Source organism: Bacillus sp. FSL R10-2201 (genome assembly GCF_038008665.1).
Lineage (GTDB): Bacteria > Bacillota > Bacilli > Bacillales > Bacillaceae_G > Bacillus_A > Bacillus_A mycoides.
In genome coordinates this window covers 3,308,303-3,334,613 of sequence record NZ_JBBOZP010000001.1, presented here as the reverse complement: position 1 = coordinate 3,334,613, position 26,311 = coordinate 3,308,303, and the positions used below count along the sequence as shown (strand labels likewise).

The 26,311-nt window shown below is 33.5% G+C and carries 24 protein-coding genes; 16 read left to right on the top strand and 8 right to left on the bottom strand.

The genetic code is table 11. The features are described from left to right. Positions 1–77: 77 nt before the first annotated feature. Both NSQ69_RS17230 and NSQ69_RS17225 read right to left on the bottom strand, forming a co-directional pair. Complete coding sequence (locus tag NSQ69_RS17230; RefSeq protein WP_033729923.1) at positions 78–566, bottom strand: DUF3916 domain-containing protein; 489 nt, start codon at positions 564–566, stop codon at positions 78–80. 15 nt (positions 567–581) lie between these two features. Further along, positions 582–1,433, bottom strand: a complete 852-nt coding sequence (locus NSQ69_RS17225; RefSeq protein ID WP_002167871.1) for a LysR family transcriptional regulator — start codon at positions 1,431–1,433, stop codon at positions 582–584. A gap of 112 nt (positions 1,434–1,545) precedes the next feature. On the opposite strand from NSQ69_RS17225, the gene NSQ69_RS17220 reads away from it, so the two are divergent. Next, on the top strand, positions 1,546–2,772 hold the full coding sequence (locus NSQ69_RS17220) for an MFS transporter (protein WP_002128432.1): 1,227 nt from the start codon (positions 1,546–1,548) through the stop codon (positions 2,770–2,772). Positions 2,773–2,866: 94 nt separating this feature from the next. Here NSQ69_RS17220 and NSQ69_RS17215 read toward each other — a convergent pair whose 3' ends face one another. Further along, positions 2,867–3,094 (bottom strand): hypothetical protein, encoded by a 228-nt coding sequence (locus NSQ69_RS17215; RefSeq protein WP_341099554.1) that lies wholly within the window; start codon positions 3,092–3,094, stop codon positions 2,867–2,869. 261 nt (positions 3,095–3,355) lie between these two features. On the opposite strand from NSQ69_RS17215, the gene NSQ69_RS17210 reads away from it, so the two are divergent. The 8 genes from NSQ69_RS17210 (at position 3,356) to NSQ69_RS17175 (ending at position 12,682) form a co-directional block, all read left to right on the top strand. Beyond that, positions 3,356–4,483, top strand: a complete 1,128-nt coding sequence (locus NSQ69_RS17210; protein ID WP_002128430.1) for a serine hydrolase domain-containing protein — start codon at positions 3,356–3,358, stop codon at positions 4,481–4,483. A gap of 285 nt (positions 4,484–4,768) precedes the next feature. Beyond that, complete coding sequence (locus NSQ69_RS17205; protein WP_002167874.1) at positions 4,769–5,932, top strand: agmatine deiminase family protein; 1,164 nt, start codon at positions 4,769–4,771, stop codon at positions 5,930–5,932. A 176-nt stretch (positions 5,933–6,108) separates the two neighbouring features. Beyond that, the gene (gene psiE / locus NSQ69_RS17200; RefSeq protein ID WP_016120597.1) at positions 6,109–6,528 is read left to right on the top strand and encodes a phosphate-starvation-inducible protein PsiE; all 420 of its coding nucleotides are present in this window, start codon (positions 6,109–6,111) and stop codon (positions 6,526–6,528) included. Between the two features lie 178 nt (positions 6,529–6,706). Next, the gene (locus NSQ69_RS17195) at positions 6,707–7,639 is read left to right on the top strand and encodes a bestrophin family protein (protein WP_002087673.1); all 933 of its coding nucleotides are present in this window, start codon (positions 6,707–6,709) and stop codon (positions 7,637–7,639) included. Positions 7,640–7,868: 229 nt separating this feature from the next. Next, positions 7,869–8,846: an agmatine deiminase family protein gene (locus tag NSQ69_RS17190; protein ID WP_002128426.1), complete on the top strand. Its 978-nt coding sequence runs from the start codon at positions 7,869–7,871 to the stop codon at positions 8,844–8,846. Positions 8,847–8,890: 44 nt separating this feature from the next. Then, entirely contained in the window at positions 8,891–9,712 is an 822-nt protein-coding gene (locus NSQ69_RS17185; RefSeq protein ID WP_341099552.1) for a MerR family transcriptional regulator, read from the top strand. 81 nt (positions 9,713–9,793) lie between these two features. Further along, entirely contained in the window at positions 9,794–11,536 is a 1,743-nt protein-coding gene (locus NSQ69_RS17180; RefSeq protein ID WP_341099550.1) for an amidohydrolase, read from the top strand. A 96-nt stretch (positions 11,537–11,632) separates the two neighbouring features. Then, positions 11,633–12,682 carry an agmatine deiminase family protein gene (locus NSQ69_RS17175; protein WP_002128422.1) on the top strand — a complete coding sequence of 350 codons (1,050 nt, stop codon included), beginning with the start codon at positions 11,633–11,635 and terminating at the stop codon, positions 12,680–12,682. Between the two features lie 54 nt (positions 12,683–12,736). On the opposite strand, the gene pepF is transcribed toward NSQ69_RS17175, so the two are convergent. Both pepF and NSQ69_RS17165 read right to left on the bottom strand, forming a co-directional pair. Beyond that, the gene (pepF, locus tag NSQ69_RS17170) at positions 12,737–14,524 is read right to left on the bottom strand and encodes an oligoendopeptidase F (RefSeq protein WP_341099549.1); all 1,788 of its coding nucleotides are present in this window, start codon (positions 14,522–14,524) and stop codon (positions 12,737–12,739) included. 118 nt (positions 14,525–14,642) lie between these two features. Then, the gene (locus NSQ69_RS17165) at positions 14,643–15,434 is read right to left on the bottom strand and encodes an arylamine N-acetyltransferase family protein (protein WP_341099547.1); all 792 of its coding nucleotides are present in this window, start codon (positions 15,432–15,434) and stop codon (positions 14,643–14,645) included. Between the two features lie 216 nt (positions 15,435–15,650). On the opposite strand from NSQ69_RS17165, the gene amyS reads away from it, so the two are divergent. Continuing rightward, on the top strand, positions 15,651–17,192 hold the full coding sequence (amyS, locus tag NSQ69_RS17160; RefSeq protein WP_033729931.1) for an alpha-amylase: 1,542 nt from the start codon (positions 15,651–15,653) through the stop codon (positions 17,190–17,192). 92 nt (positions 17,193–17,284) lie between these two features. Here amyS and NSQ69_RS17155 read toward each other — a convergent pair whose 3' ends face one another. Then, positions 17,285–17,989 carry an exosporium leader peptide-containing protein gene (locus NSQ69_RS17155; RefSeq protein ID WP_088265299.1) on the bottom strand — a complete coding sequence of 235 codons (705 nt, stop codon included), beginning with the start codon at positions 17,987–17,989 and terminating at the stop codon, positions 17,285–17,287. 448 nt (positions 17,990–18,437) lie between these two features. Here NSQ69_RS17155 and NSQ69_RS17150 point away from each other — a divergent pair, with 448 nt between their 5' ends. The 5 genes from NSQ69_RS17150 (at position 18,438) to NSQ69_RS17130 (ending at position 23,458) form a co-directional block, all read left to right on the top strand. After that, positions 18,438–19,154: a hypothetical protein gene (locus NSQ69_RS17150; RefSeq protein ID WP_002167882.1), complete on the top strand. Its 717-nt coding sequence runs from the start codon at positions 18,438–18,440 to the stop codon at positions 19,152–19,154. A gap of 505 nt (positions 19,155–19,659) precedes the next feature. After that, positions 19,660–21,561: an endonuclease MutS2 gene (locus tag NSQ69_RS17145; protein ID WP_341099545.1), complete on the top strand. Its 1,902-nt coding sequence runs from the start codon at positions 19,660–19,662 to the stop codon at positions 21,559–21,561. 6 nt (positions 21,562–21,567) lie between these two features. Next, positions 21,568–22,092: a GNAT family N-acetyltransferase gene (locus NSQ69_RS17140; RefSeq protein ID WP_002066533.1), complete on the top strand. Its 525-nt coding sequence runs from the start codon at positions 21,568–21,570 to the stop codon at positions 22,090–22,092. Between the two features lie 157 nt (positions 22,093–22,249). After that, positions 22,250–22,960 (top strand): histidine phosphatase family protein, encoded by a 711-nt coding sequence (locus tag NSQ69_RS17135; RefSeq protein ID WP_033708031.1) that lies wholly within the window; start codon positions 22,250–22,252, stop codon positions 22,958–22,960. A 45-nt stretch (positions 22,961–23,005) separates the two neighbouring features. Then, on the top strand, positions 23,006–23,458 hold the full coding sequence (locus tag NSQ69_RS17130; RefSeq protein ID WP_002014201.1) for a hypothetical protein: 453 nt from the start codon (positions 23,006–23,008) through the stop codon (positions 23,456–23,458). 76 nt (positions 23,459–23,534) lie between these two features. On the opposite strand, the gene NSQ69_RS17125 is transcribed toward NSQ69_RS17130, so the two are convergent. Continuing rightward, positions 23,535–24,500, bottom strand: a complete 966-nt coding sequence (locus tag NSQ69_RS17125) for a quinone oxidoreductase family protein (protein WP_341099542.1) — start codon at positions 24,498–24,500, stop codon at positions 23,535–23,537. Between the two features lie 122 nt (positions 24,501–24,622). Between NSQ69_RS17125 and NSQ69_RS17120 the strand changes: the two genes are divergently transcribed. Continuing rightward, positions 24,623–25,516, top strand: a complete 894-nt coding sequence (locus tag NSQ69_RS17120; RefSeq protein WP_341099540.1) for a LysR family transcriptional regulator — start codon at positions 24,623–24,625, stop codon at positions 25,514–25,516. An 87-nt stretch (positions 25,517–25,603) separates the two neighbouring features. Here NSQ69_RS17120 and NSQ69_RS17115 read toward each other — a convergent pair whose 3' ends face one another. Further along, positions 25,604–26,137, bottom strand: a complete 534-nt coding sequence (locus NSQ69_RS17115) for a GNAT family N-acetyltransferase (protein WP_002190291.1) — start codon at positions 26,135–26,137, stop codon at positions 25,604–25,606. Between the last annotated feature and the right edge of the window lie 174 nt (positions 26,138–26,311).

The window sequence follows — 26,311 nt, the reverse complement described above, 5'->3', positions numbered from 1 at the left end:
TAGTGAAATGTTAAATTCATTATATAGCGATGTTGTTTAGTGGAAAAAGGGAAGTTTTTCATTTGACAGTTCCCCTTTTATGATAACTCTCCTATAAACAAAAGTTCTCCTTCATCATAAAATCCATCTTCATCCTTGATTATCTCTTGGAAATGCAATGTTTGGACACTGTTAGAAATTGATATTTTCCATTCATGCCCGAAGTCGGAAGCATTGGAGAGGGGAATCCATTTTTGAAATTCGTTATCTCTATTGAAAAAATTTTGAAAGTAGTCATCGTTTTTAAATATGATGATTTGTGAGTTCCATAAGCTTGCTATTTTGATCATAACAACGACTCGATATGTATTTGTATCGTTCGGTTTCATTGTCATTAATTGATTCGCTTGATTTAACAGGGTTTGAATGCACAATCGCTTTACTTTCCTAGGTGTTGTACTAGAATCGATAAAAGCTTGAGAGCCTGGTAAAGGCATATGCCAGTATTCATCGTTATAGAAAGTAGACGGAAATGCTTTAGTAGAGTCTTCAATTCTTTTTATAAGAGTTTTTGTTTTTCGTTTCATTCCGCGTATTTTTTTTCACGCATTGTTGATCATCTCCATAAATTTTTGCAAGGCAGCTGAGTGGAAAATATCTTTTCGAATAATAAAGGTAGTAGGAACCTTTCTAAAGTGATTTGGTAATGTATTTAAAGATAAACCATGTTCGTAATCTGGAATAATAGATTTCAGCATAATAGCCGTACCCATACCTGATTTTACACATGCAAGTATTGCTTCAATTGTTCCGAACTCTAGTATTCTTTTAGGTGAAATCCCTTCTTCTTGAAGCCAGTTTTCTAATAGTTTTCTGTAATAACATCCTTGACTAAAAGCGAGTAAATTCAGTTCTCCTATTGTTTTAAAGGAAGATAGAGGAGTCTTACTAATGAGAACGAGTTCTTCTTCTCGAAATAAAAGTGTATGAAGTTCAACATGCTGAATATTTCCAGCGATGAATGCTCCATCCAGTTGACGGTCTAAGACGAGTTGAGTTAACCGTTCGGTCGTATTTGTTTCTAAAATAAATTCGACTTCTGGATACTTTTCATAATAGGTCGTTAATATAGGTGGGAGACGAACGGCTGTTGTCGATTCTGTACACCCGATTTTTAACGTGCCTTTTGGCTCGGTTCCGTTACTTTGGACAGCTTGAATGGATTGATCGATTAGATGGATGATTTGTTTTGCATATGTTAATAAAATTTCTCCGTTAGAAGTTAAAGTAACGCCTTTTCCATTTCGATAAAATAAAGGCACACCTAACTCAATTTCTAGTTGTTTTATACGCATCGTTACACCTGATTGTACATAGTTTAAGTTTTTAGCAGCATGAGATATATTTCCTACTGTCGCAACTTCGTAAAAAACCGTTAAATCTTTTATGTCCATTTATTATCACCCCGAAAAAGGTATCAATTTTTTTGATGGATTCTATTATTAACACTTATTTTACATGATATCAGAACCTTCATACAATGAAAGGGATATGGGGGAGATAACGTTGATAAGTGAAGAAAAAATTGAAAAGTACAGTAGTTCTAATAAATGGATCATGTTAACTTTGGCAACGGTAGCACAGGCAAGTGCAACACTTATAACATATGGAGTAGGGGTACTTGCGTTATTTTGGAAAGAGAAATATGCACTTTCGAATATGCAGGTTGGGTTGTTAATAAGTGCTGTAAATATTGGTCCGTTGTTTTGTATGCTTTTTGCCGGAAGGTTACTTGATCGATATAATGAAAGAATATTAATTGGAGCGAGTGCTGTATTACTTGGTGGGGCACTGTTACTTGCTCATACGGCAAGGGGCTTTATTGGGTTATTATTTGTTCTTCTTTTAATAGGGACCTTTTATAGTGTATCTCAGCCAGGGGGAAGTAAAGTAATCTTGAAATGGTTTCCGAAAGAAATGCGCGGATTAGCTATGGGAATACGGCAAGCTGGTATACCTATTGGCGGAGCGTTTGCAGGAGTAATAATCCCTTTGCTTACAATTAAATTTAGTTTAGCTTATACGATAAATGTAATTGCAACTATATGTATAATAGGCGGGTTATTGTTTTTCATATTTTATAAGGAATCGTACGTACGAGAACACACGAGCCAAGAAAATGTAAGTATTTCTTTTTGGATGCAGTTAAAAAAGGTAATATGTAAAAAAGAGCTGTATCCAATTTTTATTACAGGTATTTGCATGATTTCTTTACAAATGATATTAGTCGGACATTTTATAAAATTTTTAGTCATTGAAAAATCGATAACACCTATTGTAGCAGGGAAAGTATTTTCAGTTATGCTAGTTGCAGGAATGATAGGCCGAATTATATTAGCTACAATAAGTGATACATATTACAAAGGTGATCGTCGTACACCTTTATTAATAACTGTATGTATATCTTTTTGCTTAATTTTCGTTGTTGTAATGAGTATAAACACAATGACACTTGAGGCATTGTTTGTGATGAGCGGACTGCTAGGATTCTTTGCGATCGGTTGGTTTAGTCTTTTTATGGTTGAAGTTGCTGAGTCTGCAAGTGAGGAATTGGTAGGTCTAACAGTGAGTTTTGCGCTTACACTTAATCAAATTGCTATTATCTTTGCACCTGCTTTGTTTGGTTATATAGTAGATGGAAAAGGCTACACATATGCATGGATGGGGATAGCTGCATTACTAAGCGTTTCAGTAGTGAGTTTATGTAAAAGTAAACGAATATTAAAAATGTAAATCTTTTATGAAGAAAATCTAAAGAAATGTCGTGAGAGTGACATTTCTTTTTTTATATGCTGTATAATCAATTTAGAAATGAGATTCGTTTTCATTAACGCTCATTTCCTCTTTTGAAATTACCTGTAATTTTAGCCATAATAAGCTGTTTTTCTTTTTCGTTACTTGCCCGATTTATTTTGTTTAAAAATTTTTCAGCATCATTTCCTTTTAAAATTATAATCTGTTTTCCGTAATATTCAATTAAATCTATATTGTTTTTTGTTACTCGATAATGAAACATCATATCATCTAAACGATTGCGCTTATCGGTCTTTTTCAAATTAACGCCTCCATTCTTGTTAATGTGTAACGAATGTTACATAAAAAATTAAAATTAAAGTTGGATGTATCCGATTGTAAGGTGGAAATTTTGTAAAAAAGAACTACAATAGAGAGTAGTTAAAATTTGAACGTTAGAAAAAGGAATCTAGTTTACTATGAGGAATAATAGAGTAGATAGATTATAAGATATTTAAAAACTAAAAGATATAGAATAGAATGGAAAAGTATAAAGTGAAACTAGATAAAAGAGGGTTCCCATATGTTTAAGAAATGGTTAATCGCTTTCTTTGTTTTTGCTATTTTTTGTGGGAGTGTCGCTGCACTCATACATGCAAATAAAGAAAAGAAATACAGTTTGAAGGCATTTTCAAATTTTGAGGATAAAGTTGGAAATGTTCAACCGAAAGTTGATGCGAATCAGCAAAAACGTTATGATATTGCAGCAACGAAACTCGATCAATATTTAAAAGATAAAGGATTTAACGGGACGGTTCTCGTAACGGATAAAAATAATGTGGTTTTACGAAAAGGCTACGGGTATGCGAATGTAAAAGATAAAGTTTTAACAACGCCAAGAACAAAATATCGCATCGGTTCCATAACGAAAACAGTAGTTGCAATATCTATATTACAGCTAAGAGAAAAAGGGAAATTGAATATTGAAGACAATGTAAATAAGTATATTCCATCGTTTCCAGCAGATAAAAACATTACGTTACGAAATTTGTTAACACATACGTCCGGGTTACCAGATCAGGGACAAGGTAGTGTTGATGCGGCATCACGTTTAAAGTTAGTAACGTGGATTGGAGCGCAAAAGTTGCAATTTCCTGCAGGGACAGGATGGAAATATACAGATTATAATTATATGGTACTTGCGTATATTGTAGAAAAGATATCGAATAAACCGCTTGCTGAATATGTGAAAGAAAACATTTTTACTCCTGTTGAAATGAATGAATCTGGTATGGGTGCAACTCTCCCTGAAGATATTTTCTTAGCAGAAGGTTACACGAAAAAAGATAATGAGTTAATAGCTACACCCCGCTTAAAAATGAACTGGCTGTATGGTTGTGGTGAAATGTATACGACCGTTGAAGATATGAAAAGATTAGATGAGGCTATTATGGATGGAAAGCTGATTTCTAAACAAAGCTTATCAGATATGTTTACAGTATCACCTGCGAGAAAATATGGATTTAGCTTCTATATTTACCCAGATTATTATCATAACCACGGTGTATTAGCTGGCTGGAACACTTTTAATAATTTTAACTGGGATAAAAGAACGTTTGTAATATTATTCTCTAACGTACAAAATGGTATGAATGATACATTTAATCAAGAGTTTAGGAAATTAGCGAATGATTTAATAGAAGGAAAATAATTATTTGAAAATCGGTATTGATATAAAATTATCAATACCGATTTTTTTATTTAGTGAACAAGCATGTATGAGAGGGGATTAGTATTAGAATAAATTTATGAAGGAAGTTAAATGATATGGATGTTAAATATAGGAAGTGTATTTTGTGAATGTCATCTATTTGTATTGAAATTATGTGATTATCATGCGGAAGAATAATTGGTAATTTTTACATTGATGAAAAAGCTTGAGCTTCACACTATGTTAAGCCTTACAGTATTGTAGACATGAACAGGAGGTTGAAAAATGAAAAAAATAGTAAAGTTTTGTTTAATAGCTACATTATCTACAACGATTATTAGTGGATGTTCTTTTGAAGGGAATAATGAAAATGCCAAAGGGAAAGAGAAAGAGGATAAAAAAGTAGAGGTACAGAAAAACGCTGGAAAATATACGATGCCGGATGAAAAAGATAAACATGAAGGTACATGGCTACAATGGCCTCATGAATACACATATGGTCAAGAGTATAAACAAGAAGTTGAACCTATTTGGATTAAGATGGCAAGTGCTTTAACTGAGGGTGAAAAAGTCCACATTGTTGCATATGATGAGGAAGAGAAAGAGCGAATCAATAAGCTTTTAATAGATAAGGGGCTGAATATGGATAAAGTTGATTTCTTTATAGCTCCTACTGATGATGTGTGGGCAAGAGATAGTGGACCGATTTTTGTTTATGACAATAATAAAAATCTAAAAATATTAGATCCAGCATTTAATGGTTGGGGAAAGAAAACTCCATATAAAAATGATGCCCGTATACGTGAGAATGTTAGTAAACAATTAGGGATTGAAAGAATTGATTGGGGGAAATTTGTCCTTGAAGGTGGCGCAATTGAATTAGACAGCAATGGGACTGCTTTATTAACTCGAAGCGCAGTAACGAATAAAAATAGAAATCCTGATTTATCAGAAGCGGAAATTGAAAAATATATAAGTGACCTTGGGGTGACAAACTTTATTTGGTTAGATGGAGTGCCTAATTTAGATATTACTGATTTTCATATTGATGGATTTGCTAAATTCCATGATAAATCTACAATCGTAACGATGGCAGAAGATGACTTGGCTGAATGGGGCTTGTCAAACAAAGATATGGATAAATTGTTAGATGCAAAAAATGCTTCAGGACAGAAATATAAGTACGAATACTTACCGCTTAGTAAAGATAAAGTTACTTTAGAAGGTGGAAAAACTCTAGATTATAAGGGGTCGTATATCAATTATTATGTTGGGAATACAGTTGTATTGGTTCCTAACTATAATGATCCAAATGACAAAATCGCAAACGATACGATTCAGAAATTATACCCGGATCGTAAAGTAGTGGGAATTGATGTGAGAGAGCTTTATAAAAATGGCGGAATGATCCATTGTGTGACACAGCAACAACCGATTCAATTGAAGTAATCGATGATAGTTTCGTTATGTTGCTTTATAGACAAAATAGGTGAAATGCTATCTTTACTTATTTTGTCTTGTTTTAACATCTGTAACAAGGATATAATGTATAATTTTGATGTAACGATAATTGAATAAAAGTATATTGTCATTATTGGTTTATATGGAAAAGGAGAAAAATGTTTGTGGTAAAGAATTTTAAAAAAGTATTTTCGTTTTTCCCTATCGTTCTACAGTACATTATAAATGTAGCTTTGATCTGTTTGGGAATTGTTTTAAGTGTGTTTCTTATGAAAGAAGTCATTCAATTTATACAAGAACTTAAATTAAATAGTGAGGAATCTAGTTATCATTTAATTGATAGCATTGTCGTATTCTTTTTATATTTTGAATTCATCGTAATGATTATAAAGTATTTTCAAATGAACTTTCATTTTCCATTACGTTATTTTATATATATAGGTATTACGGCTATTATTCGTCTAATTATTATAGACCATGATAGTCCAATGGATTCATTGATATATGCTTGCGCGATTCTTGTATTAATTAGTGCTTTATTCATTGCAAATTCTAAAATAATGCGTCGTGATTTAGAAGAGTGAACGTTTGTTGTTTAAATCAAAAAAGATGTTTTATCTTTTGGTAAAAAGGAGTAACAGTATTGAAAGAAATAATCTTAACCAGTTTTATAATAATAGGGTTTATGATTCTACTATTTAATTGTATACTTTCATAATTTAAAAGAATAAAAGGTTAATAAGGAAAGAGGTTTTTGTAAGTATGGTTCATTACAATAATCAAAATAGTTTACATCAAATATTTACATTAAAGGGAACAGTTATAAGAGATATTTTCCCGCAAATTTTATTATATATATGTATTTCAACGATAGTAACTGTGATTAATTATTATTATGTAGAAATAAAAATTAATCAAACTCCTTGGGTAATTGTTGGAGGAGCTTTAGGTCTACTGTTAGTTTTTCGTACTAACACTGCCTATGATAGGTATTGGGAAGGTAGAAAGTTATTTGGCACGGTTGGTGCTTGTACTAGAAATTTGGCAGTTAGTTTTTTATGTTATTGGGAGTCTGAAGGGAAAAAGACGGATCAGGAAAAATTAAAATTTTTACATTTGTTAATTGCTTTTCCAAAGATAGCGAAAGGACATTTGAGAGACGAAAAAGATTTATCCGAAATAAAAGCATTGTTTGATATTTGTTCTGAGAAGGAAAAAGAAATGTTGGCTGAGTCTATTCATTTACCGATTAGTATAGTTTTTATGTTAAAAACTATACTATCAAAAGGTTTGAAAACGGGTCAAATTCACCCAAATGCAATAATTAATATGGAAGCTGATTTGAATACTCTGCTTACGGCTGTGGGTGGATGTGATCGGATCAAAACAACGCCTATTCCTTTTGCATATTTTGCTCATATTAAAATTTTACTGCTCATATTTTGCGGGACTTTATCGATTGGTCTTGTTGATAGTCTTGGATGGTTTACAGTACTTGCAACTACGTTTATAAGTTTTGCATTTATAGGGATTGAAGCAATAGGAGTTGAAATTGAGGATCCATTTGGTCAAGATCCAAACGATCTGCCGCTAGAAGGGATTTGCATTGGTGTAGAAACGCATTTAGTGAATTTATATAATCAAAACGCTCTATTAGAAGTAATGGATTTGAATCTTGATAAAAAAATCATCTAATCCTTCATTGTGTACGACGATTAAAATTTAAAAATCTTGTCAAGAGTCAGTTTACGGCTTAACGACGTCTTTATATTTTTTATATAAATATATAATATTTCTCCGTGCTATAATCCATTCATGAAATGTGCACGTTTCAAAAATTGTAATGAAAAGAGAAATGAATTGGGGAATAGTTGGCTTATTGAAAACAGTTATTCAATCATTATTAAAAAGCGAGGTAAGTAATATGGAACAAAAACATAGTGGCATTATTTTTACTGCAATACCAGATGAATCGAATGAATATTATCGACCATTTTATGAAGACATTATTTATTTTAATGAATACTTAAATGAAAATAAAGCATTTACCGATCAACTTATATCTTTATCTGTTGAAGAGCAAGACTTTCATACAAACTTTTTTGAGTATGATGATATTTGGCTAAGAGATGTTGCACCAGTTGTAACAAATCATCTAGTTAAATTCAAATATCAACCGAATTATTTACCGAAAGATCAAGGACGATATTTAGATCAACAATTTAATAAATGGTTGAAAAAGAACGATTTTGAATATGTGACATCTCCATTGATATTAGACGGTGGAAATCTTATTTGGAATAAAAAAGATACCGTTATATTAACGGAACGCATATTTGATGATAATTATGATTGGACGGAAGAAGAAATTATAGAGCAACTGGAATGGGATTTAGATGTGAGTCGGGTTATTATTATTCCTGCTGAAGAGGGAGATGTACTTGCACACGCAGACGGGATGGTTAAATTTATTGATGAACATACAATGTTTATTAGTGATTTTTTAGGGGATCATGAATTTAGATATAAGGTTCAAGAGATTATTCAAGAGCAAATGCCAGAGGCTGAATTTATAGTTGTTCCTTCGTCATATACAGAGAAGGGTCAATACGATGAAGAGATAGCGTCAGCAAAAGGTTTATATATAAATATGTTAGAAACATGTGATACGCTTTACGTTCCTAAGTTTGGATTAGCTAAAGATGAGGAAGTTTTAAGATATATTCAACAGCATACTGAGAAACAAGTTATTCAAAGTCATGTAGGAGAAATATCGACAATGGGAGGCGCGATGAATTGTTTAACGTGGTATTGTCCTAGTCATTTGTTACCTTCAAAAATGAAAAGGCTGAACGATCAGAATGAAGGTTCTTCAATCAGAAAAATATTTGATTGGTTTTAATAAATAAGCTTATATATAAGAGAATGTATTCAAGGGGTATTTATATGTATACAATTACTGAGTTTTCGCGGATTTGTAAAATGAGTACACGGATGCTAAGGCATTATGATAAAGAGGAAATATTGAAACCAGCATATGTGAATCCGGTAAATGGATATAGATATTATGAGCAAGGGCAGCTTGAAATAGCGCTGAAAATTAAAAAGCTAAGGGAGTATAAGTTTCCTTTACCGAAAATCAAAATAATTCTTCAATCATCAGATCAAGATTCATTTATTAAACATATGCAATCACAAATTATAGAGTTGTCTCAAGAGGTGAAACAAAATTTACAGGTTATTTCAGAAATGAATGAAATGGTAAATATGAATTATGCTTTAAATACTGCTTGTCATAGAAATTACGATATATTTATTGGAATGAGAAATGAAATAACAGTAATTGCTCAAAGACTGCAAATAAATATAGATGATATGGATGATTATTTTTATGACTTATATGAAAAAGTACAAAAGCATAACTTACAAATGGTCGGTTCGCCCTCTACGGTCTTTTATGATGAAGAGTATATTCCAAATGAAAGTGATGTTGAATTAAGGATTCCGGTCATGCATGGGAACAATAAAGATGTAGTACAAGAATATGAAATAAAAAAATTAAATCCACATCAAATCGTTACTACTATGCATTATGGAAGTTATGACTATATAGGCTACGCTTATATTGCGTTAGAAAAATGGATTGAAAGAAATGGTTATGTAATAGATGGTTCACCATATGAGGTCTACATAAAGGGACCTGAATGTGATTGTTTAGTAGAGGAGTATGTGACACAAATTTGTTTTTTAGTTATGAAAATAGACTGAGAATAAGGATTGACATTAACATTATGTCAATCCTTATTCTATTTATGTAAGTAATTCATCATAATAAAAAGGAGAAAGAATATGAAAAGAACAATCATGATTATTTGTCTGATTCTAAGTATGACATGGTTTTCAGCGTGTACTCCTGGAGTAGGAGAAGGTGAGAATGGTAGCCTCGTTCTACCAAATCAGTTGCCAAAAAATGTAGTGTTTAAAAATGGTACAATCTATACTTCAAATGACAAGCAAGACATTGTAGAGGCTGTAGCCGTTAAAGAAGGGAAAATTACATTTGTTGGTTCAAACAAAGATGTAGAAGGATTTATAAATGAAGATACGAAAGTGGTGGATTTACAAGGACGTTTTATTCTTCCTGGTTTTGTGGACAATCACAATCATATATTTGAGGCGAAATCACCAGCAGCAGGGAATTGTAGTGTTTCACCGGATGCTTCGCTGCAAGAACAACGCTCGTATTTAAAGGCTTGTAAAAAAGATGTGAAAGATGGCGAATGGATAAGCGGAACAGGATTTAGTTTGGAAGAGCTGTTAAAAGATATGGACGAAAAATCAGAACAACAAACGCCATTACAAGTTCTTGATGAGTTATTTCCTAATAACCCTGTATTAATTATGGAAAGAACTTCTCATTCTGTATGGGTTAACTCAAAAGCATTGGAAGTAGCGGGAATAAATAAAGAGACGAAAGATCCGCAAGGCGGAAGAATCATCCGGGATCCAGAAACAGGAGAACCTTTCGGGCTTCTGTATGATACAGCAGGGGATATCGTGATGGAAAAAGCATGGAATTCCCAGCCCAATCTCTTTGAAAAAAATTATGAAGGTTTGTTAGATGGTTTAGATGAGGTTGCGAAGAATGGTATTACTACAGTCGGCGATGGACGTCTTTATTGGAAACGAGGCTGGTTAGATGTTTGGAATAAAGTTAATGATGAGAAAAAGTTAACGTCGCGAGTAGTACTTCGTCCGTGGGTATATCCGAACTTAAATGAAGCAGAGCAAATGGAGTATTTCAAAAAAATTAAGCGTGATGATGTATCATCTAGAATGCTTATTAATCAAGTGAAGATGTATAGTGATGGAATTAGCATTAACAGCACAGCTAAAATACTAGAAAAATATAAATTTGAGTGGTTTAAAGGAACACCGTACGGTTTGAACTATATTCCAGAAGAAAAAATGAAGTGGTGGTTGAGTGAACTCAATAAAATTGGTTACGGTGCACTCATCCACACAATTGGAGATGGCGGAGTAAGAGAAAGTTTAAATGCAATTGAAGCAGCGAAAAAAGAAGGGGCGAATCAACCTTATACGCTTACACATGTGGAAATGGTAGAAGATAGTGATATAAATCGTTTTGCTAAGTTAGGTATTAGCGCTGATTTCCAAGTAGGTCATGATTTTGCAGAAGATCCTAAACAAAGCTGGGCAAGTGCGTATTTTACAAATCAACAGATGAAACGAATTATGCCGTTAGGACGCATTTGGAAAACAGGAGCAAATGTATCGCTTAGTAGTGATTGGGACGTAAACGAACTGAATCCACTTGTGACAATTTCGAATGCGTTAAGTATTGAAGAGAAAGGCTTATCTGATATATATGCAGCTATTGATGCTTATACAATTAAGCCCGCCAAAGCATTAGGCCTTGATAATATTACTGGTTCAATTGAAGTAGGTAAATCAGCCGATATGGTATTGCTAAATGAAGATATTACTAAAATGAGTGTCGATAAGATTCCGAATGCGAAAGTTTTAGTGACGGTTTTACAAGGAGAAGTAGTGTATCACAAGGAAAAATAAAGAATCAGTTTATGAAGTAGTTAATATATTTCTGTTGACCTTAACACGATGTCAAAGTTTAGACTGAACTTACATTCGAAGAAGGGGTGAACACGTATGAGAAATATAGAAAATAGTTTGTTTTATATGCCTGCTGAGTGGGAAAATCATGAGGGGACATGGCTCCAATGGCCTCATGATAAAGCTCATAGAGGTGAAGGTTACAGATCTAAGCTAGATGATATTTGGGTAACGATGGCAAAGGAGCTTCATTACGGTGAGAATGTGCATATTGTTGTATTTGATGAGGAAGAAAAAGTACATGTACAATCGAAGTTAATTGAAGCGAATGTAGATATGGATAAAATTGATTTTTTAATTGAAGAAACGGATGATGTTTGGATAAGAGATAATGGACCGATCTTTGTAAAAGATAAGGAAGGCAATCTCTGTTTAACACACTGGGTATTTAATGGTTGGGGGGATAAATATCCGTATGAAAATGATGCTGTTATTCCGGAAAAAATAAGTGAAATGTATAGCATTCCAAAAGTTAAATCTAGTGTCTGTATAGAAGGTGGAGGAATAGAGATAAATGGAAATGGCACCTTAATGGCGGCAAAAACTTCTATTATAAATGAAAATCGAAATCCTACACTAAATCAGGAAGAGATTGAAATAGAGTTAACGAAGTATTTGGGAGTAACGAATTTTATATGGATAACTGGTATTCGCGGAGAGGATAATTATGATGAAGATACAGATTACCATATTGATGGGGCAGCGCGTTTTGTAAATGAAAATACAATTCTTTATGAATATGATCCTTTTGGGGAAGGAGAGTCGTACCTTTTGGAGGCGCAGGAAAAGCATTATCAAGAATTGCGACAAGCGAGAAATATAGATGGAAATCCATTTCAGCTCATACCAGTACCGGTGACAAGAAAAGTGGTAAAAGAGGCAGACTGTAAAGGCTCGTATTTGAACTTTTATATTGGAAATGAAGTTGTATTGGTTCCTATATACGGTGATGAACATGATAAGTTAGGACTTCAAATCATTGAAGGGCAGTTTCCAGGAAGAAGAATTGTCGGTGTTTATGTAAATGAACTGTATGCGTATGGTGGTATGATTCATTGTGTGACGCAGCAACAAGTGAATAAATGAAATGTATATTTTATATGAAAAAGCATGCAGATTCTATAATCTGCATGCTTTTTTCTATAATGCTGAAAACTCTTCAACAAGTTGGGTGAATCGATTTAATGCACTTTCAATCGGTTCTGGTGTAGTTAAATCAACGCCAGCTTTTTTCAGTAGGTTTAATGGATAGTCAGAACTTCCGCCTTTAAGGAATTCAATATAGTTTTTCTGAGCATTTGGATCACCGCTTAATAATTTATCGGCGATTTGAATGGCAGAAGCGAATCCAGTTGCGTATTTGTATACGTAAAATGGACGGTAGAAATGAGGGATTCTAGACCAGCCATATTTTACTTCTTCGTCAAATACGAGAGAGTCGCCATTATATTCTCTAAATAAGTTTTCGTAAATTTCACTAAAGACTTTGGCATTTAATGGTTTACCTTGTTCGGCCATTTCATGTGTGATTTTTTCAAATTCTGCAAACATGATTTGTGTAAAGAAAGTACCTTTAAAGCTATCGATAAAGTAGTTAATTAAATGATTACGTACGTTCGTTTCTTTTGCTTCTTTTAATAAATAATGAATTAATAACACTTCATTTACTGTAGAAGCGACTTCTGCAACAAAGATAGTATAGTGTGCAGAAATTCTTGGTTGGTATCCGTGTGAGTAATGCGTATGCATACCGTGCCCGCATTCATGAGTAAGGGTGAAAAGGCTATTTAAATCATCATGATGATTTAAAAGAATGAAAGGATGAACACCGTATACACCAAAGTTATAAGCGCCAGAACGTTTTCCTGGTGTTTCTCTCACATCTATATAGCGTTTATCTTTAAAGTTTTTTAATGTTTCGATATATTCTTTACCTAAAGGAGCTAGTGACGCGATCATTATATCAAACGCTTCGTCGTATGTAATGTCTTGTTTTACACCTTTTACTAAATCAACACTCAAGTCGTATTGTCTTAGTTCATCTACATTTAATTTTTCTTTTCTAAGTTCATTATACGTATGTAATGATTGAATGTTTTTTTTCGTTGTCTCAATTAAATTTTCATATACTTCTTTCGGAACCATGTCGCCAAATAATGATTTTTCTAAAGCTGATGGATATTTTCGTAGCTTTGAGACAGTAACATTGTTTTTAATAGCTGCGGACAAAGTAGAAGCGATAGAATTCTTTAATTGAACGTATGGTTTGTAATAAGCTTTATAGGCTTCTTCACGTTTCTCACGATTCTCATCTTCTATTAGCTTTGAATACATTCCACGTGTTAAATTTACTTTTTCTCCATCATCAGTAGTCACTTCACCAAAAATTATATCTGCATTATTTAACATGCCAAATGTATGCTGCGGGGAGGAGAGTGCTTCACCCATTTGTGATAAAATCTCTTCTTGGTCTTTATTCAAAACGTGTTTTTTATAACGGTATAGCTCAAATAAGTCTTCTTTATAATAGTGTAAGCCTTCGGTTTCTTCTATGTAAGAATATAATGTGTTTTCATCTACGCTAAGTAAGAATGGAGAAAAGAAAGATTTAGCCGCACTTACTTTCACGTGTAATTGTGATATTTTGTCGACAAGGGATTGAGCGTCAGTATCGCGTGTATCAAGATCAGATTGTAATCGTGCATAAGCGAACATTAAAGATATTATGCTAGATATTTCTTCACTCTTTGTTAAATAAGCTAATAAACTATTGCCGTCATGAATATTTCCATTAAACTTGTGTAATTCATTCGTTAATACTTCAATTTTATGAAAATCGCTTTCCCAATCTTCAATTGTATGATAAATATCCGTTAAATCCCATTTTTCTTTATCAGCTACTTGTAGTCGATCTTTAAGTTCAGTCATAATCATTTCCTTTCTAAATATGTAGTTATATTCCTATATAACTATGAAATACAACAAATTGCAAAAAATCCCTGCTGGAAAATGAAAAGCCTTGCCGGAAATGGCGAGGCTTTAAAAGTTATAATGTAATGCCGAACGTTGAATGAAGGAGGTTTGTATATTGCTCTTTTGTAATTGTTTCTTTTGTTTTATTTCTATTTTTCGTTACTGTAAGGCTATCTTTTGTTAATGATGCGTGCCCGTCATGAGTAAGTTTTACAACAAGAGGTACTTTGTTAAATGGTGAACCTTCATGTTCAACAATAATTTTTTGTGCTGCATTTGCTTTCGTTTCATCCACTTCTTCCAAGTAAAATGCATAACCTACTGTCCAATCATCAGTAGAAGATTGATCTAGAAACTCATTGCTTTTACGCATTTCTAAAATATAATTACCTTTTTCAGTCGTTTCTTTACGAATACGATAGTGGCCTGTTACAGAATGAACGATCTCACCTGAGAAAGGAACAGGGGAAAGGGGTAAATATGATCCGAAACCTACTTCAATTAAGTAAAGTTCATTATGATGTTGTAAAACAGTTGCGATATGCCCTGAATCTACAGCCCATATAGAATTTGCAGCGTTATAAACTGTTCCTGAAACGAGATGGACATCGAATTTAGAGTCTTTAAGGAAGTAATACATAGCCGGATTCAATTCATAACAAAGGCCGCCACGGTTGTTTATTAAAATTTTTTCTTTTAGATTTTCTTTTGATATTTCTTTAAAGTTGTTTTCGAGAATATTTAAGTTTTCAAAAGGGACAGTTTGTGCCATTGCGTACATAATGTTAGGTAAATCTTCAAATGAAACTTTGTGTTTTTCTTCTATATTTAATCTTGCAAAAAATTGTTTTTGAAAGTCGGTCATAGAAATCCCTCCGTTATGCTTTTATAGATAAATTGTAAACAATTTTGAATCCGATGTGAATTTTAAACTATATGGGGTACTTGTGGAATAGTTGAATTCATATTTTGAAAAATAATGTGAGAGATTAAAAGATTGTTACTTTACTAACTGTAGAACGAATATTATAATAACTTTAATAAATTATGCAAACGTTTTCTTGAAAGGGATGGTGTAAATATGTTGAAAAGGATTACGGTAGTCTGTTTATTGTTTATTTTGCTTTTTCCTAATATATATGAGGGAAATAAGGCAGAAGCAGCAACAGTGAACAATGGAACATTAATGCAGTATTTTGAGTGGTACGCTCCGAATGATGGGAATCATTGGAATCGTTTGCGTTCCGATGCTGAAAGTTTAGCTCATAAAGGAATCACATCTGTATGGATACCACCTGCATATAAAGGGACTTCGCAAAATGATGTAGGGTATGGGGCCTATGATTTATATGATTTAGGGGAGTTCAATCAAAAAGGAACGGTGCGGACGAAATATGGGACAAAAGCACAGTTGAAATCTGCAATTGACGCTTTACATAAGCAAAACATCGACGTATACGGTGATGTAGTTATGAATCATAAAGGTGGGGCTGATTATACTGAAACCGTAACAGCTGTTGAGGTAGACCGTAACAATCGAAATATTGAAGTATCAGGTGATTATCAAATTAGTGCATGGACGGGGTTTAATTTTCCAGGGCGCGGAGATGCTTATTCTAATTTCAAATGGAAATGGTATCATTTTGACGGAACGGATTGGGATGAAGGAAGGAAATTAAATCGAATTTATAAATTTAGGGGTGTAGATAAAGCGTGGGATTGGGAAGTGTCTAGCGAAAATGGAAATTATGATTATTTGATGTATGCAGATCTTGATTTTGATCATCCTGATGTTGCGAATGAGATGAAAAATTGGGGAACATGGTATGCGAATGAATTAAATTTAGATGGCTTTCGTTTGGACGCTGTTAAACATATTGATCATGAATATTTACGCGATTGGGTAAATCATGCCAGACAGCAAACGGGGAAAGAAATGTTTACAGTAGCTGAATATTGGCAAAATGATGTTCAGGCTTTAAACAATTATTTAGCGAAAGTCAATTATAATCAATCTGTGTTTGATGCACCGCTTCATTACAATTTTCATTATGCTTCAACAGGAAATGGGAATTATGATATGAGAAATATTTTAAATGGAACAGTAATGAAAAATCACCCTGCACTCGCAGTTACTCTCGTTGAGAATCATGATTCTCAGCCTGGGCAGTCATTGGAATCTGTAGTAAGTCCGTGGTTTAAGCCGCTGGCATATGCATTTATTTTAACTCGTGCAGAGGGCTATCCTTCAGTTTTCTATGGTGATTACTATGGGACAAGCGGAAATAGTAGTTATGAAATTCCAGCGTTAAAAGATAAAATTGATCCAATTTTGACGGCACGAAAAAACTTTGCATATGGTACGCAGCGTGATTATTTAGACCATCCAGATGTGATTGGCTGGACAAGAGAAGGCGATGGTGTACATGCTAATTCTGGTTTAGCGACATTACTCTCGGACGGACCAGGAGGATCAAAGTGGATGGATGTTGGAAAGAATAACGCTGGGGAAGTATGGTACGATATTACGGGTAATCAAACAAATACTGTAACAATTAATAAGGACGGATGGGGGCAATTCCATGTAAGTGGAGGCTCAGTTTCCATATATGTTCAGCGGTAAATTGGTGATGAAAAGAAGAGGTAGACTGAAATATAAGTTTCCTCTTCTTTTTACATTGATATCATTCCTAAATCTTTATTTTAATAAATGAACTAGTCGACTTTTGAAACAACAAGAGATGCATTGGAATAAATAATGTCACCCGTGGCTTCTCTTATTCGTACTCGAAGGACATCTCCTTGGTTTAAAGGTAATAGATCAGTTCTAGCGGATGTAGTTCTTACCCCAGAACCACCACCAACTCGTGTTTCAATGGCGAATTGAATGGAATCATTTATTGTAAGGTTTAATATACTAGACGAAATAGCTTGTATCACAAATACAATTGAAAAAGATACAGAGTACACACCAGTGGTATCAATTGTAATGGAGTTGTCTACTGGGGTTAGAGTAGTTCCACTAACAGGTCCTGGAATTGTCAAATTAACATTTGTATTAACTACTGCTGAAAAACCGATACCTACTTCAGAAGTTATTGTTCCAAATACCGGGAGAATTCCTAAACCGGTCGCTCCAGTGGGACCGGTTATTCCGATTCCTGTAGCGCCGGTAGGTCCAGTTATTCCGATTCCAGTAATTCCTGTAACACCAGTAGGACCAGTTATTCCAATTCCAGTAGGTCCTGTAATCCCAGTGGGACCAGTTATTCCAATTCCAGTAAAACCTGTCGCACCGGTAGGTCCTGTGATTCCAGTAGGTCCGGTTGGGAATGTAAATGGTGGAATTGGTGGAAGTGTGGGGCCAATTAAATTTGGTTCAAGAGCAGGTCCATGTAAAATAATATTTTCTTTGCTCATATAGTAACCTCCTATGATTGCTTGTCATAATTATTAAATGTATTAGGGAAAGTAAATGACATTCGCAATAGCGGAGGCGCTTATTTAATTTTTTCGCAACGAAATTAAAGTTATTACTTTAAAGTTGATACAATAAAAACCGTACTGTGATTGCTATAGAACTAAATATTAGTATGTTTTTAACATGATTTTAATAGATGTTATATTTGCTTTACGATAAAATGATTATATTGTAAAATTACACTATGATTGTAAAGCGATAACAAATGGGTGTTTTTACACTTGTGGTTATTAGGGCTTTCTAAAGCAAGATGATGAGTTTTTATTATTCAAGTCAGCGAAGACAATTTGATGTAGCGGTTATTAGAAGAAGTTCTTTATATAAATCGTAATTTAAAATCCATAAGGACATTTCTGTATAGGCAGTAGTAGCAAAAGGAGACGCAAGATGAAAAAAACAAAAATGATATATATCATAATGTTTAGTTTATTCCTATTAACATCATGTGATATATCGAATGAAGAAATTGAACAAAAAGCACAAAGTTATACAAAATCGGAGTATGGTATTTCTGTTAAACTAAACCAAGTTGAAACACTGGATAATGGAAAGGATTTCCTTGGTCCAAAGGGACGGATAGCTTTTGTGCAGCAAGTAGATGAACCGTATTTGCAATTTCAACTTTATTTCGATGGACAAATCTCTCCAGAAGTAAATAATGATAACTATAAAATAAAAAAGGAAACAAATGATTTACAAGAAAAATTTAATAAATATTATGGGAAGAAAGGGAATAACACTATAATTAATTTTGATCAAATGCAGACAGGGGATACTGTTTTCGATAAAAATGCTGAGAAAGAAATAGCGAAGAAAAAATTGAAGCAGTATTATACGGCAGTTTTTAGAAGTGATACTGTTTTAGATGTAAATAATCCTTCACATATGGAAAAATTAGCGGAGGCTGCAAGAAGTATTCAGGAATTTAATAAAACAATTGATAATAATAAGAGTAGTGTGGAAGATATAACGATTCAGCTGCCAGACGTTAATAAGGATGTATTAAAAAATATTGCTATAGACTATATATTAACGGCTGAAGATGCGAAAAAGACCCTTGAGAAAAAGGCTAATTATATGAAAGTTTTACAGTCTACAAAATGAAAAAAGCATTATCCGAAAAAATTGACCTTCCTCAGGTGTGAAAGGCAATAGTCTGACACCTTTACTTCTTACAAAACATATAGTATGATGATTTCAATAAATTAGATTTCAATGAACATAAAATATAAATTAATGAGAGGTGCTTTTTGTGAGTGCGGTAGGTACTAAATAGGAAAAATTTAATGAAATAAATCGGATAAGACCAGGGGATTTTTATGTATATCATACCCCTAATTTTGTCATGCATTTATTTCGAAACCTATGAAGATACCTACAATACTTTATAAAGCGTGTAATAAGGGGAGTGCCATCCGTTTTTATGGCTTATTTCCTCATATGTTATTACTCATGCCTTGTAAATGTAAAAGCTGCGGTATCCCCGCAGCTTTTTTGTATATATTTATGATGTATAAAAATGGTAATTGAATAATGTAGAACTCATTGGAATCTAATGAGTAGGTATCTTCATTTATGATATAAATCAATCATAGTGAGGAGAAACAAAATGAATACGATGACTTTTGAAAAGTTACAATATAACGAATTAATGGAAATAGTGAAATCATATTGTATAAGTGGATTAGGTAAGGAATTATTAAATAAATTAGAGCCGAGTACGAGTATAAAAGTAGTGAGAAATCGCTTAAATGAAACGACAGAAGCACGAGCTATAGTAGATGCAGAAGGGCATGTTCCTTTCTTCGGAATTTCCAATATCGCTAGTACAATTCAAAAATTAGAAAAAGGGATGATTTTAGATCCAGCAGAGTTAGTGAGCGTTTCAGACTTTTTACGTGGGTGCCGAAAGATTAAAAAGTTTATGCTAGATAAAGAATTCTTTGCGCCAGTATTATCTTCGTATGCAAATTCAATGTCTGAATTTAAAAGTATCGAAGAAGAAATTAACTTTTCGATTAAAGGAAATGGCATTGATGCAGCTGCTAGTAAAGAGTTAAAACGAATTCGAAATAACATTGATTCTGTAGATGGAAAAATAAAAGAACGTTTAACAAAATTTTTAAATAGTAGTGCAAATAAGAAGTATATTCAGGAATTCTTTATTAGTAAAAAGGATGATCGCTATACGATTCCAATCAAATCTACCTATAAAAATCAAGTTGCGGGAAGTATTGTTGAAGCTTCCGCTAAAGGTTCTACTGTATTTATAGAACCACATACGGTTACAAAGTTAAATGCGGAGCTCGCAAGTTTGAAAGCAGAAGAAGCGATGGAAGAGTATCAAATTTTAGCGACTTTATCAGGAATGGTATTAGAAAATATTTATCATATAAAAATTAATATGGAATTGATTAGTCAATATGATATGGTATTTGCGAAAGCGAAGTTTAGTAAATCAATCGATGGAATAGAGCCGAAATTAAATGATCATGGCTACATTCATTTAGTGAATTGTAAGCATCCGCTTTTAAGTGGGAAAATAGTACCATTAAACTTTGAAATCGGTCAAAACTACCGAAGTTTAATTATTACAGGACCGAATGCGGGCGGGAAAACGATTGTGTTAAAAACAATCGGATTGTTAACATTAGCGACAATGTCAGGCCTGCACATCGCTGGAGATAAAGAAACGGAAATTGCTATTTTTGACAACGTATTTGTAGATATTGGTGATAATCAAAGTATTGAAAATGCACTAAGTACATTCTCATCGCATATGAAAAATCTATCCGAGATTATGAGGATGTCAAATAATAATACATTACTACTATTTGACGAAATAGGAAGCGGCACAGAACCAAATGAAGGTGCGGCTCTTGCGATATCTATTTTAGAAGAGTTTTATCTATCGGGATGTATTACAATTGCGAGTACGCATTACGGTGAAATAAAACGATTTTCAGAAATGCACGGTGATTTTATGAACGCAGCAATGCAATTTAATAGTGAGACATTGGAGCCTCTTTATAAATTAGTGATCGGTAAATCTGGTGAAAGCAATGCACTTTGGATTGCAAATAAAATGAATGTAAAAGAACATGTACTGCAAAGAGCGAAAGAGTATATGGGAAATAAAGAATACGCTATAGAAAAAGTGAATGAAAGTAAAATTAGAAAACCGAAATTCGTGCAAGAAAAAAGAGAAAATGACTATGAATATAAAATTGGCGACCGTGTGAATTTGTTAGATCATAACGATTTCGGGATTGTATATAAGGAAAAAGATAATTTCTATAATGTTGTTGTATATTATAACGGTGAATTCGTTGAAGTGAATGTAAAACGTATTACTTTAGAGGTAGCGGCGAAAGAATTATACCCAGAAGGATATGATTTAAATATACTATTTGTCGATTATAAAGAAAGAAAAATGCAGCATGATATTGAGCGCGGATCGAAAAAAGCGCTTCGTAAAATTGAAAAAGAAATAAGAAAGAATAGAGGATAATATAGAATGGTAACGATTAGACAAGAACAAAAAAATGATTATAGAAAGACAGAAGAAGTTGTAAAAGAGGCATTTTTAAATGAAGAATTTAGTGATAAAAAAGAGCATGAACTTGTAAAACGTATTAGAGAATGTGACGCATTTATTCCGGAGTTATCTATCGTTGCGGTAGATAAGGAAACAGTCGGTCACATTATGTTATCGAAAATTACAATAGAACAAGATGGGACTACTGTAGATTCATTAGCACTTGCACCAGTTTCAGTAGCACCAAGCCATCAGAAGAAAGGAATTGGTGGAAAGCTTATCACGGCTGCTTTAGAAAAAGCGAAAGAATTAGGATACGGGTCAGTTGTAGTATTAGGGCATCCAGAGTACTATCCGAAATTCGGATTTAAAAAAGCAAGTGAGTGGAATATAAAAGCACCATTTGAAGTACCTGAAGAAGTGTTTATGGTAATGGAATTAACAGAAAATGCTCTTGAAGGTGTAGAAGGAATTGTACAATATTCGAGTGCTTTTGCTGAGTAGGAGTATCGGTTAAGGAATAATCATAAAAGATGCTATCTTTTTGTAGGGATATACAGAAAGGTAGCTTTTTTATTAAGACGATTCACTTACGTATATTTTGCTCAATGAATAATTAAGGTGGTAAAATTGATATAGAAATGTAAAGGGAGAGAATATGATGAAGAATCGAGAAACAGATAGCAATGAGAATGTAGTTACGTTATATGTTACAAGACACGGAAAAACAATATTAAATACGAATCATCGCGCGCAAGGCTGGGCAGACTCCCCGTTAGTAGAAAAAGGTGTGGAAGTTGCCTCTAATTTAGGAACGGGATTAAAAGATGTTCATTTTATGAATGCATATAGTAGTGATAGCGGCCGAGCGATTGAAACTGCTAATTTAGTATTAAAATATAGTGAGCAATCAAAGTTAAAACTTGAGAAAAGAAAAAAATTACGAGAATTAAATTTTGGTATTTTTGAAGGTGAAAAACTTGAAAATATGTGGGATGTGGTTGGAAAAGCTGCAGGCGTTGCATCACCAGAAGAACTTATGAAGTTCTCTATTCAAGAAGTGATTAATCTTATTAGAGCAGCAGACCCTACGAAACAAGCGGAAGATTGGGAATTATTTTCTACTCGCATAAAAACAGAGATTGATAAAATTAGTGAAGAAGCTGCTAAAAATGGAGGTGGCAACGTTTTAGTTGTCGTTCATGGGCTTTTGATTACTGCCTTAATAGAAATGTTAGACAGTAGTAAAACAAAACTGGGAGTAGAGAATGCAAGTGTAACGAAAGTTGTATATCAAGATGGGGAATATACAGTAGAATCGGTTGGAGATATGAGTTATGTTGCAAAAGGGAAAGAAAGTGTGGAAATTTAACAGGGTGTATTACGATTCCTTTTAGATTTTCAAAATGAGGGAATAATGGATTTTCAAGATTTGATGGAATTTAAAGGATATATATATTTAAACAAATTGTTTGAACCTGAAGAAAATTTATTGAGGGTACTTATTGATAGGTGCAAAGTTAATAAAACTAAGGGACTTATGAAAATTAAAGATGAGGTTGAAATAGAAGCATCATCCATTGATGTTGATGACAATCTGCCAATTGTGCAATTGGATTTTGAATCGTATATTGCTTACTCCGTTACTAATGAATCGTTTACTGTAATGGATGACTACGAAATTTCAGAAGGTAGAATTTTTAGAGTTTACTCAAAATCAAGATATTTGGATTTTGTTAAAGCAGGAACAATTGCTGAATTTATATTTCCTGAAGAGCAGTTCGTTCACTATCAAATTCCTTGTTTGAACCATATCATCGACATTATTTCATATGATGAGCCGAAAATTACTGGAATAAAAAGAAACTAACAAAATTCCATACTAAAAGAGCATCGGAATCGATGCTCTTTTATATGCTTATCTTTTCTTTTTTTTATTGTAAAGATTACGGAATTAATAAAATCTTCCCAGTACTTTTTCGGCTCTCTAATAATTCATGTGCAAGAGCACCATCTTGTAAAGAGAATGTAGTAGGACTCGCGATGTTTAATTTTCTACTAGCAATCCAATCAAATAATTGAGCGGAGCGCTGCTTACGTTCCTCAAAAGTAGTAAGTACATTCCAAAGGTCTCCACCTGTTAAAGTCTTTGAAGTATCCATAAGCATACGTGGATCTACAGGTATAGGATTACCGCCGGCCATTCCGTAAAATACGACAGTACCGCCAATTTTAGTAGCGTTAAAACTTTCCACGAGTGTAGAACCTACTGATTCATACACAACATTTACTCCGGCACCATTAGTCACCTCAAGTACTTTCGTATGCCATGCTTCAGTATATAAAAATACGTGATCAGCACCAGCTAACGTAGCTACTTGTGCTTTTTCTTTTGATGATGTAAGACCGATTACTGTTCCGCCCAGTAGTTTAATCATTTGAACGAGAAGTTGACCAACGCCACCAGCTGCAGCGTGTACTAAAGCTATATCGCCTTGTTTTATTTGATAGCTATCTTTCGTTAAATAATGTGCTGTTAATCCTTGTAATAAGACAGAAGCGGCTGTTTCAAAAGAAATAGAGTCTGGAAGTGTAATTGCTTTTTCAGATGGAACGGCAACTAATTCTGCATTTGAGAATGGAACGTCAGCAAATGCAATGTGGTCTCCGGGATTGATAGTAGTAACGTTAGCTCCTACTTTTTCAACAATACCAGCGCCTTCATAACCTAATATATAAGGCGGGTTACCAGCGAGATGATAATCGCCACGGCGTCTATAAATATCAGCGAAATTTAAACCGATTGCTTGCATGCGAACAAGAACTTCATTTGGATTTGTGATTGGATCATGTATTTCTTTATATTGTAGTACATCTGGACTTCCAAACTGTTCGAAACAAAGTGCTTTCATATGGAATACCTCCATTTTATTGTTTGTCGATGATATTTATCATACAATACAAATATCAATAGACAAAGAGGATTATTTCGATGAAATCAATCGAAAATACCGATTGAAAAGAGGGATGATAAATGGAGATAAAACAATTAATTACATTTAAAGTAGCAGCGGACACTTTGAACTTTACGCAAACTGCGAAGAAATTGAACTTTGCTCAATCGAGTGTAACGGCGCAAATTAAAACGTTAGAGGCTGAGCTAGGTACGCCATTATTTGAAAGATTAGGAAAACGTCTTTTCTTAACTGAAGCAGGCAGGAAGTTTCAACTATATGCTGATAAGATGATTGTACTCAGTAACGAAGCGAAAATGGCTGTGAAAGATGATGAGGAAATAGCGGGTACGTTAATAATCGGTGCACAAGAAAGTCAATGTACATATAGGCTTCCATCTATATTAAAGAAATTTAAAGCACAATTTCCCCAAATAAAGCTTATATTTAAACCTGCACATTCCAATAAAGATGCGAAGGAACAATTGATGGAGGGGAAAGTAGATCTTGTATTTATTTTGGACGAATGTAAAACAGAGGATGTGTTACATGTGGAGCCACTTATGAAAGAAGAATTAAAAGTAGTAGCTGCTCCTACGCATCGTTTACGTGAACAACCTTCCGTTTCTACAAAAGATTTAGAAAGCGAAACACTTTTACTAACAGAACTAGGTTGCTCGTATCGGACTTTATTTGAAGAGTTATTTCGTGCGGAAGATGTATACCCAGCAAATAAGATTGAATTTGTTAGTGTCGAGGCAATAAAACAATGTGTCATTGCGGATTTAGGTATAGCTGTGTTACCAGCGATAGTAGTAGAAAAAGATATACGAGAAGGAACGATAAAGGAATTAGTCTTAAAGAATACAATCACTCCGATCTATACGCAAATTGCTTGGCATAAAGATAAATGGATGACAGCGCCGTTACAGCAATTTATTGAGGTGACGAGGGAGTATTTTGCAAGGAATTAAGTGGAGAAATATTTGTTTTATATGTAAGAAAAAATGGCACTTTTGTATAGAGAGAACCGATACTTGGATGAAACAAGTATCGGTTCTTTATAGCATATTTTTATAATCATTTTTAAGTATTGCCATAATAATTTCATCCGAGTACGTATCATTATAAAATAAGGATTGACGTAAGGTTCCTTCTTTTACAAACCCAACCTTTTCATAAGCTCTAATTCCACGTAAATTATGGCTAAATACTTCTAACTGTAAACGATTGAATGTGAGTTGTTCAAAAACAAATCTTAAAACTATTTTCATAGCTTCAGTTCCGTAGCCTTTCCCTGTTAATGAAATAGAAAGCATAGATATTCTGAATCCAGCTCTTTGGTTCTCCTCATCGATATCTAAAATCGATAACTCTCCAATCATTTCGTCAGTGCTGTTTAAACAAATAGCGAAATCATAGCGATTTGAATCATTATTTATATTATCTATATGTGCTTTAATTTGCTCCAATGAAAAAGTAGGCTTGGTTCCAGTCATATATCTTATTTCTTCATCCATTGTACTTTCTAATATAATGGGCGCATCTAGCTCGCAAAGGGGCCTTAAATAAATTCTTTCACTCTCTAATCTCATTATAAATTTCTCCTTAAGGTTGGTGATAGAGTATATAAATATTTTTGATATACATTGAAGAAGAGTTTTATTTTGTGTATTGTTTGAAAAGTATGTATCTTAATTTGATGTTACATGAATTTTATAATGGTATGGTATACCTAAAACAAATAATAAAAGTTTTATACACAACAA